The organism is Actinotalea subterranea, assembly GCF_008364845.1.
Lineage (GTDB): Bacteria > Actinomycetota > Actinomycetes > Actinomycetales > Cellulomonadaceae > Actinotalea > Actinotalea subterranea.
In genome coordinates this window covers 38945-54162 of sequence record NZ_VTTP01000011.1, presented here as the reverse complement: position 1 = coordinate 54162, position 15218 = coordinate 38945, and the positions used below count along the sequence as shown (strand labels likewise).

General features: G+C 75.0%; 15 protein-coding genes. 10 read left to right on the top strand and 5 right to left on the bottom strand.

The genetic code is table 11. The features are described 5' to 3' along the window. Positions 1 to 6 precede the first annotated feature (6 nt). Positions 7 to 1185 (top strand): acyl-CoA dehydrogenase family protein, encoded by a 1179-nt coding sequence (locus tag FZ988_RS15665; RefSeq protein ID WP_149204972.1) that lies wholly within the window; start codon positions 7 to 9, stop codon positions 1183 to 1185. Positions 1186 to 1232: 47 nt separating this feature from the next. Here FZ988_RS15665 and FZ988_RS15660 read toward each other — a convergent pair whose 3' ends face one another. The 4 genes from FZ988_RS15660 to FZ988_RS15645 all read right to left on the bottom strand — a co-directional run bounded on the left by FZ988_RS15660 (position 1233) and on the right by FZ988_RS15645 (position 4782). Next, positions 1233 to 2477, bottom strand: a complete 1245-nt coding sequence (locus FZ988_RS15660; protein ID WP_149204971.1) for a Dyp-type peroxidase — start codon at positions 2475 to 2477, stop codon at positions 1233 to 1235. Beyond that, positions 2474 to 3094, bottom strand: a complete 621-nt coding sequence (locus tag FZ988_RS15655) for a copper chaperone PCu(A)C (RefSeq protein ID WP_149204970.1) — start codon at positions 3092 to 3094, stop codon at positions 2474 to 2476. Before FZ988_RS15655 ends, FZ988_RS15660 begins: the two co-directional genes overlap by 4 nt. 32 nt (positions 3095 to 3126) lie before the next feature. Beyond that, entirely contained in the window at positions 3127 to 3720 is a 594-nt protein-coding gene (locus FZ988_RS15650; RefSeq protein WP_188079135.1) for a copper resistance CopC family protein, read from the bottom strand. 369 nt (positions 3721 to 4089) lie between these two features. Then, positions 4090 to 4782: a hypothetical protein gene (locus FZ988_RS15645; protein ID WP_149204968.1), complete on the bottom strand. Its 693-nt coding sequence runs from the start codon at positions 4780 to 4782 to the stop codon at positions 4090 to 4092. A gap of 420 nt (positions 4783 to 5202) precedes the next feature. Here FZ988_RS15645 and FZ988_RS15640 point away from each other — a divergent pair, with 420 nt between their 5' ends. Genes FZ988_RS15640 through FZ988_RS15625 form a run of 4 tightly spaced genes read left to right on the top strand, consistent with a single transcriptional unit; the run spans position 5203 to position 10034 of the window. Next, positions 5203 to 6294, top strand: a complete 1092-nt coding sequence (locus FZ988_RS15640) for a lactate/malate family dehydrogenase (RefSeq protein WP_149204967.1) — start codon at positions 5203 to 5205, stop codon at positions 6292 to 6294. Then, a complete protein-coding gene (locus tag FZ988_RS15635; protein WP_149204966.1) occupies positions 6291 to 6767 on the top strand; it encodes an ACT domain-containing protein in 477 nt (158 codons plus the stop codon). Before FZ988_RS15640 ends, FZ988_RS15635 begins: the two co-directional genes overlap by 4 nt. Before the next feature lie 58 nt (positions 6768 to 6825). Next, positions 6826 to 8148 (top strand): lycopene cyclase family protein, encoded by a 1323-nt coding sequence (locus tag FZ988_RS15630; protein WP_149204965.1) that lies wholly within the window; start codon positions 6826 to 6828, stop codon positions 8146 to 8148. An 11-nt stretch (positions 8149 to 8159) separates the two neighbouring features. After that, the gene (locus FZ988_RS15625; RefSeq protein ID WP_149204964.1) at positions 8160 to 10034 is read left to right on the top strand and encodes an alpha/beta-hydrolase family protein; all 1875 of its coding nucleotides are present in this window, start codon (positions 8160 to 8162) and stop codon (positions 10032 to 10034) included. Between the two features lie 31 nt (positions 10035 to 10065). Here FZ988_RS15625 and FZ988_RS15620 read toward each other — a convergent pair whose 3' ends face one another. Further along, positions 10066 to 11754, bottom strand: a complete 1689-nt coding sequence (locus FZ988_RS15620; protein ID WP_149204963.1) for a long-chain-fatty-acid--CoA ligase — start codon at positions 11752 to 11754, stop codon at positions 10066 to 10068. A 122-nt stretch (positions 11755 to 11876) separates the two neighbouring features. Between FZ988_RS15620 and FZ988_RS19250 the strand changes: the two genes are divergently transcribed. The 5 genes from FZ988_RS19250 to FZ988_RS15600 all read left to right on the top strand — a co-directional run bounded on the left by FZ988_RS19250 (position 11877) and on the right by FZ988_RS15600 (position 15208). Beyond that, positions 11877 to 11948 carry a putative leader peptide gene (locus FZ988_RS19250; protein WP_425457998.1) on the top strand — a complete coding sequence of 24 codons (72 nt, stop codon included), beginning with the start codon at positions 11877 to 11879 and terminating at the stop codon, positions 11946 to 11948. Positions 11949 to 12014: 66 nt separating this feature from the next. Further along, positions 12015 to 12470 (top strand): thioredoxin family protein, encoded by a 456-nt coding sequence (locus tag FZ988_RS15615; protein WP_149204962.1) that lies wholly within the window; start codon positions 12015 to 12017, stop codon positions 12468 to 12470. Between the two features lies 1 nt (position 12471). Beyond that, a complete protein-coding gene (locus tag FZ988_RS15610) occupies positions 12472 to 12978 on the top strand; it encodes a DUF4395 domain-containing protein (RefSeq protein ID WP_149204961.1) in 507 nt (168 codons plus the stop codon). Between the two features lie 48 nt (positions 12979 to 13026). Next, a complete protein-coding gene (locus FZ988_RS15605) occupies positions 13027 to 13644 on the top strand; it encodes a flavodoxin family protein (RefSeq protein ID WP_149204960.1) in 618 nt (205 codons plus the stop codon). Between the two features lie 178 nt (positions 13645 to 13822). Continuing rightward, positions 13823 to 15208, top strand: a complete 1386-nt coding sequence (locus FZ988_RS15600; protein ID WP_149204959.1) for an urease accessory protein UreH domain-containing protein — start codon at positions 13823 to 13825, stop codon at positions 15206 to 15208. Positions 15209 to 15218 lie beyond the last annotated feature (10 nt).

Genomic DNA, 15218 nt, shown 5'->3' with positions numbered 1-15218 from the left:
CCACCGATGCGGCGACACACCCTCGAGAGCGACTTCTACTCGTTCCAGGACCACCTCAGCGCGCGTGAGACCGAGGCCGTCCTCGCGCTGCGCGACTTCTTCGAGACGCAGGTGCGTCCGGTCGCAGACGACCACTGGACGCGCGCCGAGTTCCCTCGCCACCTCGTGCCGGGGATCGCCGCCCTGGGTGTCCTCGGGCCGTCCTGGGACGAGACGCGGCACTTCGAGAACTCGGCCGTCTTCCGCGGCTGGGCCGCGCTCGAGATGGCGCGCGTCGACACCTCCGTGGCGACGTTCGTCGGCGTGCAGAGCGGGCTCGTCATGGGGTCGATCGGGGTGGGTGGCTCGCCCGAGCAGCGCGCCCGCTGGCTCCCCGGCCTGGGCAGCGGCGAGACGATCGGCGCGTTCGGCCTGACGGAGCCCCTGTCGGGCTCCGACTCCGCGCGCGGCCTGCGCACGACCGCGACCCGGCGGGGCGAGGACTGGGTCCTGTCGGGCGAGAAGCGGTGGATCGGCAACGGGACGTTCGCGGACGTCGTCGTCACCTGGGCGCGGGACACCGCTGACGAGCAGGTCAAGGGCTTCCTCGTGCCGACGACGACGCCCGGCTTCAGCGCCACCAAGATCGAGGGCAAGCAGGCCCTGCGCAGCGTGCAGAACGCGGACATCGTGCTGCGCGACGTCGTGGTGCCCGAGGAGCTGCGCCTGCAGCGGGTCTCGTCCTTCCGTGACGTCGCGACGATCCTGCGGCTCACGCGTGCCGAGGTCGCCTGGCAGGCCGTGGGCAACTCGATCGGCGCCTACGAGGCCGCCTTGGCGTACGCGCTGCGGCGCGAGCAGTTCGGCAAGCCGATCGCCGCGCACCAGCTCGTCCAGGACAAGCTCGCCTCGATGCTCGGCAACATCACGGCCTCGATCGCCGTGTGCGTCCAGGTGTCCAGGCTGCTCGACGAGGGGCGGCAGCGGGACGAGCACTCGGCGATGGCGAAGGCGTTCACGACGACCCGCATGCGGGAGACCGTGGCGTGGGCGCGCGAGGTGCTCGGCGGCAACGGGATCGTCCTCGAGCACGGCGTCGCCCGGCACTTCGCGGACGCGGAGGCGATCTACTCCTACGAGGGGACGCGGGAGATGAACAGCCTCATCGTGGGCAGGGCGATCACGGGGCACGCCGCGTTCGTGTGACCCCGGCGCGCCAGGGTCCGGTCCACGCCTCGCCCTGGCACGGGCTCTCAGGGCTCGACGAGGCGCTGGGCCAGGTACTCCCCCTCCCGGCAGCCGCCCGGCACGGCGAAGACCGCCGAGCCCACCGGCGTCGTCCAGGTGTTCAGCAGGTCGAGCTCCGCGAGTCGCGTCTGGACGGGGACGAGCTGCCGGACGGGGTCGCGCTGGTACGCGACGAAGAGCAGGCCGGAGGCCGAGAGCGCGCCGGGCGGTGGGGCGTCGTCGATGTTGTAGGAGCGCCGCAGGAACCGCTCCTGAGGGTCGGCGGTGCGCGCCCGCCGGATGTGGGCCGCCACGTCGATCACCGGCAGGCCGACGGCGTCGACCGCCTCGAGGTCCGGCTCGTCGTGCTCGCTCGACCCCGTCAGGGGTGCGCCGTCGTCCAGGCGCCGTCCGACGACCACCTCCCGCGCGGGCCGGTCCACCTCGTCCCACGTGTCGAGGTTCATCGCGACCCGCCGCACGACGGCGGAGGTGCCGTGCGCGAGCCACGCCGGCGCGGCGGCGTCGTGCCACACGAGGGCGTCGTCCTGCCCGGGCACGAGGTTGCGTGTGCCGTCGACCTGGCCCATGAGGTTGCGCATGGTGGTCCCGGGCGCCGTCGTGCCCGCCGCCCGGCGAAAGCCCCGCTGGACCCAGCGGACCGTCGCGAACGTACGCGCCTCCTTGACCAGCACGCGGACGGCGTGCGCGACCGTCACCTCGTCGTCCGCGCAGACCTGAAGCAGGACGTCGCCGCCGGACCACGCCTCCTCGAGCCGGTCCACGGCGAACGGCGGCAGCGGTGCCAGCCACTCGGGCCGCGACGGCTCGAGGCCCGGGACGGCGAAGACCCCCGGGCCCAGGCCGAGCGTCACGGTGAGCGACGCGGGCACCAGCGCGAGCTCGGGCTCGGTGTCCGCCAGGCCCGGCCGGCCGGCCGTCAGGCGTGCGGCGTCGTCCGTCCAGATCCGCAGCAGGCGGCGGAGCGCGTCCCGGTCCGTGCCCGCGACCAGGTCGAGGGCGACGAACGAGGCGAACGCGGGCGCGGGTGTGGCGACGCCCGCCTGCCGCTCGCCGTAGAAGGGCACCGTGGCCCGCCCGACGTCCTCGTGGCCCGCGGCACGCGCGCCAGGGTCGTCGACGGCCGGCTCAGCGCCGGGGCGGCTGCCCGCGTCCCACGCCGCACGGCCGCCGAGCGCGAGCGCCGCCCCGGCGACCGCACCGGCACCCCCGTGGAGGAACGCGCGGCGGTCCAGGCGAGGCTCCTTCACGAGTCGCCCGCCATGCCGTGCCCGGACCCCGAGCCGTCGGGCATCGAGGACATGCCGTCGGACGGGTAGTCCTCGTCAGCGCCGGAGAACGACCTCGCGACCGCGGTGACCGTCAGCTCGGTGCCCGCGTCCGTCTCGAGGACGACCGTCACCTCGTCACCCGGCAGCACGGGGCCGGTGAGCTGCATGAGCATGATGTGGTCCCCGCCCGGGGCCAGCACGTGCTCGCCGCCCGCCGGGACGAGGAAGCCGCCCTCCTTGGGGCGCATGACCATGCTGCCCGTCCCGTCGTCGGCCGTCTCGTGGAGCTCGAGCATCCCGGCGGCCTCGGTGCGCCCTTCCACGACGCGCACGTCGGACGCCGTCGGGTTGGTCAGGGTGCCGAACACGCCGGTCATGCCCGAGTCCGCGGCCTTGACCCACGCGTCCAGGAGTGCCGGCGCGTCAGGCTGAGGGGTCGCGGTCGCGGCCGTGTCCGACGGGACAGCAGCCTGCTCGGCGGTCGTCGTGGCAGAGGAAGCGGGGTCGGCGCCGCCGGAGCACGCGGTGAGCGTCACGGCGAGGCCGACGAGGGTGAGGACGGTCCTGGAGGTCGCGCTGCGGTGCGGTCGAGCCATGGGAGTGCTCCTGACGGTGGGGGCCGCGCGCCTCAGGCGGCGCGGCGACGGTGGATGAGAGTGGCGGCGGTCGCCCCGGCGAGGAGGGCGCCCGCGATGGCAAAGAAGAGCGCACCGCGACCTGAGGTCGCGGCCGCGCCCGACTGGTCCGCCTCCCGGGCCTGTGCCGTCGCCCCGGCTGATGTCGGTGCGTCGGACGGGTCAGCCGCAGGCGAGTCGGCCCCCGGTGCCGCCCCGGACGGTGCGGTGGCGGTTGCCGTTCCAGGTCCCGCGACCGCAAGCAGGAAGCCGAAGGAGCCCTGGATGGGGTGGCCGTCCCCCGACACGACCCGCCAGGCGACCGTGTAGGCGCCGTCCGCCGGGTCCTCGGGGAACGGCGCGCTCACCACGGCGCCGTCGACCGTGCTCGGCACCTCGACGGGCTCGCCGTCGGGGCCTGTCACGACGACGAGCGTCGAGATGTCGAGGAGGTCCGCCGTGAACGTCAGCTCGATGACCGCCGGGACGGCCTCGAGGACCTCACCCTCGGCCGGTGTCGACGAGACGAGGTCCTCGTGCGCACCCGCCGGTGCTGCGGTGAGCAGCGAGGTGCCGAGCGCACCCAGCACCATGAGGACGGCGGACAAGGTGCGCCGGGCCCGCGTGCGCGTCGCCCAGGACCCCTCGGGGCTTCGTCGCGGTCGTGTCGGTCGGCGTGCGCGCCGAGCTCTCGATGCGGTCGGCCGTGCAGGGGCGGGTGAAGGCGGGGCAGGGCTGGGCATGGTCGGTCCTCCGGTCCTCGGCCCGCACGGCGCCCGCCGTCCGGGACGCCGTGGGTGGGCGCGGGGACCGGCGGGACCGGGGGCAGGCGTGGGTGTCGGGTGTGAGGGGCCACCACGTCGAGCCCGTCCCGGGCGTCGAGGGGGACGGTCCGGCGGGTCGGCGACGGGGCGCACGCACGGCCCGGCTGTCCGTCGGGGCGGGTGGCGCGAGGCGCGTACGGCGCCGCCCGAGGATCAGGCGGCCGCGACGCGCCAGGACGTGGCGAGGGTGGCGACGGCGGTCGCCGGAGGACCGCGGCGCGGGCTCGCACGCAGGAGCAGGACGGTGCGGCTGCCCGACGGTGCCGCGTGCGCGAGCACCTGACGCCCCCGGGCGACGGGCACGCCGGGTGCCCTGAGCAGGAGGGGCAGGACGGTGCGGAGCCAGTGGCGCGCGAGGACGGCCGCGCGGTCGGTCGCGGCGAGGAGCACCGCCATGACGACGGTGGCCGCGGCGTGCGCGAGGAGCATCGGGCCGGGTGTGCCGCCGAGGTGGGCGTGACCCTCGGCCGCGGCGACGAGGTCACCGGCCCAGGCGGCGGAGGACGAGCCCGGGGTGGGCGCGAGGTGCGCGTGCGCGTGGTCGGACGCGCGGGCTGCCGCAGCTCGGGTGAGTGACGGAGCGGGCCCGGTGGCGGCCGCCGCGAGGGTCGCGTGCAGCAGACCCTGCGTCGCCGCGAGCCATACGAGCGTCGGCCCGGGGCGGAGCCGGTGGCGCGCGAGGAGCGTCGCGGGGACGAGCAGGAGCGCGACGAGCACGACAAGGACGGCTGCCGACGGCCGGGCGCCGCCACCCAGGACGTGTGCGGGGACACCGATCGTGACCACGGGGGCGGTCAGGGCGACCGCGCGCGCGAGCGTCGCCGCGCGCCCGTGCGTTGCCTCCACCGGAGCAGGGTACCTGCGCCTGGGTGCGCGTCGGTGCGGCGGGACCTCCGGGTCACCGTCGGTCGGTGTGCTCATCGCGCACGCGAGGCGCGGTGACGTGGGGCCGCCCGTGCACGACCTGCGTGCTCGGGCGGGTGTTCAGGAGGGGCCGTGGGATGGGCGCCCTGCCATGAGCGGTGAGCTCAGTCCCAGAAGGGAGGCAGGTCGTCGTCGTCGACGGACCGGGCCGAGGTTGCCGGCGCCGATTCGTTCATGGTGAGTCACCTCGTGGGCTGTGTGGACGGGCTGACCACACCAGGGTGCCAAGGCGTCGCCCGCCTCCTCTGGGACCTACCGCACAGATCGCGCACGAGTGCGCCGCCGCCGTCGATTTCACCCGCTCGCGCGTGCCCCGAGGGGCGAGCCCCTAGGCTCTGCCGGGTGGACGTGGCGGTGGTCGGGGCGACCGGGGACGTGGGCCGTCAGATCTGCACGCAGCTCATCGAGCGCCGGGTCCTGCCGCCGTCGTCACGCCTCCAGCTCGTCGGACGCGCGGACGGCGCCTCCGCGCACGCGACGCACGGGCTGCGGGCCGACCTCATCGACGCGTACGACGAGCACGCCCCGCTCCTGGACGTCGCGCTCAGCCCGGACGACGTCGTCGCCGACGTGGTCGTGCTCGCCGGCGGCCTGACCTCCCCCGCCCGGGCAGGCGCCTCGACGGACCGGACCGCGCTCGCCGCCCAGAACCACGCGGTCTTCGCCGAGTACGCGCGGGCCCTGGCCACGCACGGCTCGGGCCACGAGGTCGTCGTCGTGGTCTCCAACCCCGTCGAGCTGGGCGTCGCCGTCCTCGCCGACGCCCTCGGCGCGCACCGGGTCGTCGGGATGGGCGCGTGGCTCGACACCCTGCGCTTCCGCAGGGAGATCGCGGTGTCGCTCGGTCTACGCCGGCACCGCATCGGTGGCTTCGTCGCGGGCCAGCACGGGGAGGACCTGGTGCCCCTCTGGTCGACCGTCCGGATCAGCGGGCTGGACCGCTCAGAGCGTGCGGCGGCGCTGCGGACCGTGCGGGGTGCGCGCACGCTGGACGGCTTCGGCGCGGAGATCGAGGAGGCCCAGCGTCACCTTCTCGGCCTGGTGGGCAGCGACACGGCGGCCGCCTTCGCGCTCGTCGACTCCTGGCCGCCGGACCTGCGCGCGGTCGCCAGGCCCTGGCTCACGCACCAGAGCGGCGCGAAGACGGCCGCGGCGACCGCGAGTGCGACCGTCGACCTCCTGGACACGGTGCTCGACGGCCGGGAGATCGTGGTCGCCGGCCAGGTGGCGCTCGACGGGCAGATCACCCTGGCCGGGTCACCGGTGCGGGGCGTCCTCGGGGTGCCGGTCGTCCTGGGCCCGGACGGCTGGACCCGCGTGCTCCTGGACGACCTCGCGCCCGACGAGGAGGCGCGGCTCGCGCGGACCGTGGCACGGATCCACGCCGTCGTGAGCCCGTGGCGACCGGGACGGGCGGGGGGCGAGGCCCGATGACCGGCGCCGCGCCGGAGCGCGACGCGCAATGGGTCGCGTACGTCCTCGGCGCGCACCGCACCGGGACGGTCACGGCCCTCGCCCAGGTCTTCTCCGCCCGCGGCGTCAACTTCGACTCGCTCTCCACGAGCGACATCGACGGTAAGACCGGGCTGGTCGTCATCACCTTCCGGGCCACGGAGCGGCGACGGCGGCTCCTCGCCCGCACGCTCGAGCGGCTCGCAGCCGTGCGGGACGTCCGGGTCGTCGCGGCGGACGACCCGGTGGTCCGGGCGGTCGTGGTCGTGTCGCACCAGGTGGGCGCCGCGTCCCACGCCGCGGACGACGCCGGCGTCCCCGGTCCGGCGGACCAGGTGCCCGGCCGGCCGCTCGTCGTCGAGGGCACGCTGCGCGACGTCGAGCGGGTCGCGCAGGACGCGCGTCGCCGGGGCGCGTCCTCGGTCACGACGCTCGTGCTCCCGCCCGCTCCGTAGCCGCACCGGCGGGCCCTTCGACCCGTGGCCGCGGCGCACGTCGCGGGAGGATGACGGTGTGCGTGCGAACCCCGACCACGCAGACGCGGACCGCGCCACGTCCGTCCCGGCAGCAGTCGATGCCGTGATCGTCGGGGCGGGCGCCGCAGGGCTGTCCCTCGCGTGCCACCTGGCGGCCTCCTGGCACGGCCGGAGCGTGCTGGTCGTCGACGACGGAGCCGTACCCGTCGAGGCCCGTGCGTGGGCCTACTGGTCACGCGGTGAGCACCTCCTCGACCCCGCCGCGGGCATCGGTGTCGACCACGTGCTGGTCCGCGCCCCCGGCCTGACGCGCCGGCTCGCCCTCGGTCGCTACCGCTACCGGACGATGAGTGGACCGGGCCTGATCCGTGCCGTGAGCACGCAGGTCGCGTCGGCGTCCGCGTCGGGTGTCGAGCTGGTGCGCGGCGTCGTCACGTCCGTCACCGACGAGGGCGCCGGGGCACGCGTCGGCCTGATCCTCGCCGGCTCCCCGGGCAGCCCCAGGACGGTGCGCGCCCGATGGGTGTTCGACAGCGTCGGCATCGGCCACCGGACGTCCGACGTGACCGCGGGTCCGCACCTGTCCTTCCTCGGCCACCGGGTCGAGTGCGACACCGACGTGTTCGACCCCGCCACGCCGACGCTGATGGACTTCCGGACGGACCAGGCCGGCGGCCTCTCCTTCGTGTACGTGCTGCCGCAGACGCCGCGGTGCGCGCTCGTCGAGCACACGACGTTCGTCGTCCCTGGTCCCCCGGCGGCCGTCCCCGCACCAGCGCCCACCCCCACCGTGCACGCCGTGGCGGTGGACGAGTACCTCAGCGCCGTCGTCGGCGCGGGGTCCTGGTCGGTCGTCGGCACCGAGAAGGGCGTCATCCCTCTGCGCACCGGCCGGCCCGCGGGCCCGCGGGGGGCCGTCGTGCCGATCGGCGCGCGGGCGGGCATGGTCAGGGCCAGCACGGGCTACGGGTTCGAGCGCATGCAGCGTCATGCCCGAGCGATCACGGACTCCCTCACCCGCTGGGGCCACCCGTACGACGTCGCCGCACCGAGCGCCTGGTTCGCGCTGCTCGACCGGTGGCTCCTCGCGGTCGTCCGCGACGAGCCCGAGGTGGCGAGGCGCGTGTTCGCCCGCCTGTTCGTCGCGAACCCGCCGGAGCGGGTCCTCGCGTTCCTGGACGAGGACCTCGGCGTGGTCGGGCAGCTGACCCTGTGCACGAGCCTGCCCGTCGCGCCGTTCGTGCGCGCGGCCGTCCGTCACCTGACCCGGCCCCGGACCCGTCGGCGGCGCGCGCCGGTCCCCACCCTCGCCCGGCCGCTCCGCCAGGATGGGTCCGATCCCGGCACCACCCACCCCTGACGGAGGCACGCATGCGGCCCGACGTTCTCTACCTGCGCCTCTCGGCGAGCCAGCGCGCCGGGATCGTCGCGGCGTCGGCATCCGTCCCCAGGAGCCTCGTGCCCCTGCTGCGCCGCCGTTCGGCGGTCGACCAGGGCGTCGTCACCGGCCTGTCGGCAGCCATGAGCTACGCGCTCACGACCGTGGTGCACGACGCCGTGCTGAGCACGTCGCGCGGCCTGCTGCGGCTCACCGGTGCGCGCGTGGACACGGGGTCGACCGCGCGCACCACGCTCGTCGTCGACGTCGCGGCCCTCGCCGTCTCGGCCGCGGTCCGGGCCGCGCTCCCCCACCGCGACGGCGAGCCGACGCTCCGCGCGCTGACCCGCACGGCCGCGCACCGGGTCGGGGTGGCCTCCCTCGCGGGCCTCGTCCCGGGGATGCTCGACGCGATGCCGGACCACGACCGTCCCGTCGGTGTGGCGCTGCGCACCCTCCCCGTCGCCGTGGCGACGGGTGCCGGCGTCGCCGCCGTCGGGCAGGTCGTGCGGGTGAGACGGCTCGGCGCGGCGGGCGGGCGGCTCCCGCTCGACGGCGGGGCACCCGTCGCGCGTTCGCTCGGCGTCGGAGCGCTCACCGCGGGCGGTGCCGTGGCGCTCGCCGCGGTCGAGCGACGGATCGCCCAGGGCGCCGACGTCGTCGTGCGCCGCGTGACCGGGTCGCCCGGGCACGGATCCGTCGCGAGCCACCTCCTGTCAGCCGGCATGATCGGCGGCGCGCTCTACGGGGTCGGTGCGCGCATGTACAAGCGCATCGAGACGGTGGTCTCCGCACCCGACGCGGCGCTCGTCGACCCGCCGACCTCGCCTCTCGTCAGCGGTGGGCCGGGCAGCGCCGTCAGGTGGGCACCCCTGACGAGGCAGGCACGCCGGCACCTCGCCTCGGTGACGCCCGCGGCACGGATCCGCGAGGTCATGGGTGAGCCCGCGGTCGAGCCGATCCGGGTCTACGTGGGTCTGACGAGCGCACCGACGGTCTCCGAACGGGTCTCGCTCGCCCTCACGGAGCTGGAGCGCACGGGTGCCCTCGACCGGTCGTTGCTCGTGCTGTGCTCACCGACGGGCACGGGGTACGTCAACTACGCGGCGAGCTCGACGTGGGAGTACCTCACGCGCGGCGACTGCGCCTCGCTCACGCTCCAGTACTCGGTGCGCCCCTCCATCCTGTCGCTCGACCGGGTCGACGACGGTCGCGAGCAGAACGCCGCCGTCTGGATGGCCGTCGCCGAGCTCATCGGCAGCCGTCCGCCCGAGCGCCGCCCGCGCGTCGTCCTGTTCGGCGAGAGCCTCGGGGCGCACACCAGCCAGGACGCGTTCCTGCACACCGGGACGCGTGGCCTGCGGCTGCACCACGTGGAGCGCGCCCTCTGGCTGGGCACGCCCTACGTGAGCGGCTGGGCCCGGGAGGTCCGCGACCCGCTGCGGGGCGACGTCCGGCCTGGCGAGGTCCTCGTGCTCCGCGACGCGCGGGACCTGGCGGACCTGAGCCCCGAGGCGCGCGACGCGGCGCGCTACGTCCTGCTCGCCCACGAGGACGACGGCGTGACGCTGTTCAGCCCTGACCTCCTCGTGCGGAGCCCCGCGTGGCTCGGCCCGACCCGCCCGCCCGTCGTGCCGCCGCACGCCGAGTGGTCGAGCCCCATCACGTTCCTCCAGGCGGCCATCGACGTGAAGAACGCCGTCGACATGACGCCCGGCGAGTTCGCGTCGAGCGGGCACGACTACCGGGCGGACACGGCGAGCGCCGTCCGCTTCGCGTTCGGCCTCGGCTGCACCGACGAGCAGCTCGCGTCCGTCGAGGCGGCGCTGCGGCGCGAGGAGGTCGAGCGCGTCGCGGCCTGGCCCTGAGGCCGGCCGCGACCGAAGGCACGTGCGCCGGTCACACGAGCGGCAGCACCCGCTCGCGGACCTCCTTGCGCAGCACCTTGCCGAGCATCGAGCGCGGCGTGTCCTCGATCTGGACGACCCGGCGGGGAACCTTGTACGCGGCGAGGTGGTCGCGGCAGTGCGCCCGTAGGGCGGCCTCGTCCAGCACGGCACCGGCCTCGAGCTCGACGGCCGCCACCACCATCTCGCCGCCACGCTCGAGCGGCTTGCCCACGACGGCGGCGTCGACCACGTCCGCGTGCAGGCGGAGCACCGCCTCCACCTCGGAGGGCGAGACGTTGAACCCGCCGGTGATGATGAGCTCCTTCGCCCGGTCGACGATCGTGGTGAACCCGTCCTCGTCGACCGTGACGATGTCGCCCGTGCGCAGCCACCCGTCGGGCAGCAGGGTCTTCGCGGTCTCCTCCGGGTTGTTCCAGTAGCCCTGGAACACCTGCGGGCCCTGGAGCAGGAGCTCGCCGGGCTCACCCTGCGCGACCTCGCGCGTCGGGTCGTCCTGGTCCACGACCTTCATGAGGGTGGAGGGGAACGGCACCCCGATGGTCCCGGTGCGGCGGCTGGGGTGGAACGGGTTGCCGAGCGCGACGGGCGAGGACTCCGTCATGCCGTAGCCCTCGACGAGCAGACCGCCGGACATGGACTCCCAGAGCTCGACCACGTGGTCGGGCAGGTTCATCGCCCCGGAGATGCAGAACCGGCACGAGCGCAGCGAGACGCCCTTCTCGCGTGCGGCCATCGCGGTGCGCTCGTAGATGGGCGGGACGGCGCAGTACACGGTCGCGGGCGACTTCTTCATCGCGGCGAGGATCAGGCCCGGGTCGAACTTCGGGAACAGCACGAGCAGGGCCTGCTTGCGGACGCCGTACGTCAGGTAGAGCGTCATCCCGAACGCGTGGAACATCGGCAGGATCGCGTAGAAGATCTCCTTGCGGTACTCCGCGCCGTGCATCCATGCCTCGCCCTGCAGGGCGTTCGCGTAGAGGTTGAGGTGGGTGAGCATCGCGCCCTTGGGCCGGCCCGTGGTGCCGGACGTGTACTGGATGGCCGCGAGGTCGTCGACCCCCGGGCGGGGGTGGTCCTCCGCGATCGGACCGTGGCCGAGGAGCGCCTCCCACGGCGTGGCGCCGGGCGCAGGCGCCGTCAGCGCGTCACGCGATGCGCGGACGGAGGGCAGCGGGAGCCTCAGCGCGAGCCTCTTGGCGGCCGGGAACGCGGTCAGCAGGTTGACGGACACCACGTGGTCGATCTCGATGTCGCCCGGGAACGAGCGCACCGCCGCGACCGCCTTGTCCCAGGCGATGACGACGCGCGCCTGGTGGTCCTCGAACTGGTGGCGCAGCTCGCGCGACGTGTAGAGCGGGTTGTGCTCGACGACGACGGCGCCGAGGCGCAGCACCGCGTAGAACGCCACGACGTGCTGCGGGCAGTTCGGCAGGATCAGCGCGACCCGGTCGCCCGCGCGGACGCCGAGCCGGCGCAGGCCCTCCGCTGCGCGCGAGATCTGGTCGCCGAGCTCGGCGTACGTCGTGCGTCGTCCGAAGAACTCCATCGCCGGGCTGCTGCCCGCCTCGGCCACGGAGTGCTCGACCATCGCCACGAGCGACTCCGTGGGGATCTCGATCCGGGCGGGGACCCCGGGCTGGTAGTTCTTGACCCAGGGCTGCTCAGCGGCGATCGGCATGGGTCCATCCTGCCGTGAACCGATCTTCCTGCGCGGGACGTCCGGCGCAGTGCCTCCCGGACGGCCGACTGCGATGCGGACACCGCCTGTGCGCGGGCGGCCCCTGGACGTACAGTGCCGCCATGCCTCTGGTCCTGGTGCGCCGCGTCCACGTGGACCTGCTGCGGACCGCCGGCTGCCTGTGTCGGGTCTGACGTCGTTCGACGCCCCCAGCCAGCCGACCACAAGGCCCCCATGACGGGGACGACCGAGAGACACCCATGCCCCAGCAGCTCCTCATCCTCGTCGCGGTCCTCGCGGGGGCCACGGCCGCCTGGTTCCTCCTGCAGGCCCACGCAGGTCGTGTGCGCACCGTGCGGGACGTGGGGCCGCGGGCCGGCGCCGCGGCCGAGGCCCTCCTCGCCCTGGTCCCACCCGCCGACGTCCCCACGTTCGTGCTCGTCTCGTCCGCGACCTGCAGCACGTGCCCGCAGGCGCGTCGCGTCCTCGAGTCGGTGACCGCGGCCGAGCCCGTGGGTCTCGTGGAGCTCGACGCCGACGAGCACCCCGACGTCGTGCGCTCCCTCGGGATCCTGCGCACGCCCACCGTCCTCCTGCTCGACGTCGACCGCGCGGTCCGTACGCGCACGTCGGGCCCGCTCAGCGCCGGCCAGGCCCGGGCCGCGCTCGCGGGCCTCGCGACACTCCCCGGCTCGCCCGACCCGACAAGGATCTGACATGCCCCTCTCCTCCTCCGACCCCCTGACGACCGCCGTCACACCGAGGCCGTCCGGGCCGTCGCTCGCGACACCGGCCGCGGGCATCGACCCCCGTGGCCCACGCTTCGGCGCGGCGATCAGCGCGACGCTCCTCGCGGCGACGCTCCTGCTCGGCACCCAGCCGGCCGCGCTCCTGCTGCTCGGGGTGAGCGCGGCCCTGTTCCTCGTCGGTACGGCGCGCGGCGCCCAGGGCTCCGTCCAGGGTCTGCTGTTCCGGGCGCTCGTCAGGCCCAGGCTCGCCCCGCCGCGCGAGCTCGAGGCCCCGGCTCCCCCGCGCTTCGCACAGCTCGTCGGCCTCGTCGTCACGGGCTCGGGGGTCGCGCTCGGGCTCACCGGGCTCGAGGGGGCCGTCCCCGTCGCCGCCGCGATCGCCCTGGCGGCGGCCTTCCTCAACGCGGCCTTCGGCTTCTGCCTCGGCTGCGAGCTCTACCTCCTGCTCGCCCGGCTCCGGGCAGCCCGCCGCTGAGCCGGGCGAGCAGTTGCGGGTCGCACCACGGCTGCCGAGGATGCGGGCATGGAGACAGCCGAGAACCTGTCCGCCGTCGTGCTCGTGGGCTCGCTCAAGCCGTCGTCCCAACCGTCCAGCAGCGAGGTGCTCGGGCGGCAGGTGCTCGAGGCGCTCGGGCACCACGGGGTCACCGGTGACGTCGTGCGTCTGACGGATCACGACATCCGACCCGGCGTCGAGGTCGACATGGGCGCGGGTGACGCCTGGCCCGCGCTCAGGGCGCGGGTCCTTGCCGCGGACATCCTCGTGGTCGCGACCCCGATCTGGATGGGGCAGCCGTCCAGCGTGACCAAGCGGGCCCTCGAACGCCTGGACGCCGAGCTGTCAGAGACCGACGACGAAGGCCGCATGCTGACCTGGGGCAAGGTCGCGCTCGTGGCGGTGGTCGGCAACGAGGACGGCGCGCACCACGTGAGCGCGGAGGTGTTCCAGGCGCTCGACGACGTCGGCTTCACCCTGCCCGCGGGCGCCGTCACCTACTGGGTGGGCGAGGCCATGGGCAGCGTCGACTACAAGGACCTCGAGGGGATCCCGGAGAAGGTCGCGACGACGACGGCCACCGCCGCGTCCAACGCGGCGCACCTCGCGCGTCTGCTCAAGGCCGCGCCGTACCCACCGGTGTGAGCGCCGCGCTCGCGTGACCGCGGTCCGCCGTCCATGAAGAGTTGCTGAAGATCGGGCCCGCGGGCCCTCCGGCCCGTGCCCAGCGCTCCGCCCCCCGGTTACCTTCGGACGTCGGCTGCACCCGCGCCGACGAGCCACGGCCCGGCCACGGGCGGCCACGAGCACCGAGGAGCCCCCGATGCCGGTGATCGACGTGCCCGTCCGGGGCATGACCTGCCAGGCGTGCGAGGTGCGCGTCGCCAAGCACCTGCGCCGGGTCCCGGGCGTCGAGGGCGTCAAGGTCTCGGTCCGGCGGGGGGGCGCGCGGGTACGCACAGCCGCACCGGTGCCCCGCGGACGGCTGGACGCCGCGATCCGCGCGGCGGGCTACGAGCCGGGACCCGACGACGCGGCATGGCTCGCATCCGACCGCACGGTGTGGCGTGACGTGGCCGTCGGCGTCGCGCTGCTCGGCGCGGTCGCGCTCACCCTGGAGGTCACGGGGCTCACACAGGTCGCCGACCAGGTGGGGGGCCTGGCGTCGTCGGGCAGCCTCGGCATGGTCGCCGTCCTCGGCGTCGCGGCGGGTCTCTCGACGTGCATGGCCCTGGTCGGCGGTCTCGTGCTGGCGATCTCCGCGCGGCACGCGGAGACGCACCCGCAGGAGACGGCTGCCCAGCGCCTGCGGCCACAGCTCGCGTTCAACGCCGGCAGGATCGTCGGGTTCGGGCTCCTGGGTGCGCTCGTCGGACTGCTCGGCTCGGCGTTCACCCTCACCGGGCGCACGCTCGCGGTCGTCATGGTCCTGGTCTCGCTCGTGATGGCCGCTGTCGGGATCAAGCTCACAGGCGTCTCTCCGCGGCTGTCCCGGGGCGGGACCCTCACGTTGCCCGCGGGGCTCGCCTCCACCCTGCGCCTGGACCGGGCCGACGGTCCGTACAGCGACGGCAGAGCCGCGCTGCTGGGTGCGGGCACGTTCCTGCTGCCGTGCGGCTTCACCCAGGCCGTCCAGGTGTACGCCATGTCGACCGGGAGCCCCCTGCGCGCGGGACTGGTCATGAGCGTGTTCGCCCTGGGCACCGCGCCCGGCCTCCTCGGCCTCGGCGGGCTCACCGCTGCCGCACGTGGCCCGCGCGCGGCACCCTTCTTCCGCCTCGCCGGCGTGGCCGTCCTCGCCTTCGCGGCGATCAACGTGTCCGGGGCTCTGGGGGTCCTCGCTCCCGGACTCGTGGCGCCCGCCGCGGCCTCAGGTCCCACGGCCGGCACCGGTGAGGTCGACGTCACGCTCGACGGCGACGTGCAGGTGCTGAGGACCCGTCAGGTCGCGAGCGGCTACGAGCCCGCGTCGGCGACCGTGTACGCCGGCCGCGAGGTGCGCTGGGAGATCGACTCCGTGGCGGTCAGCTGTGCCGCGTCCCTGTACGCACCCGACCTGGGCATCGAGCCGATGGTGCTCGAGCCGGGGACGAACGTGCTGACGTTCACCCCGTCGGAGGTCGGCACCCTGCGCTACTCGTGCGCGATGGGCATGTACTGGGGGTCGATCACGGTCGTCGAGGAGCCGGACATCCTTCCCACGACCTGATGGCCCACCG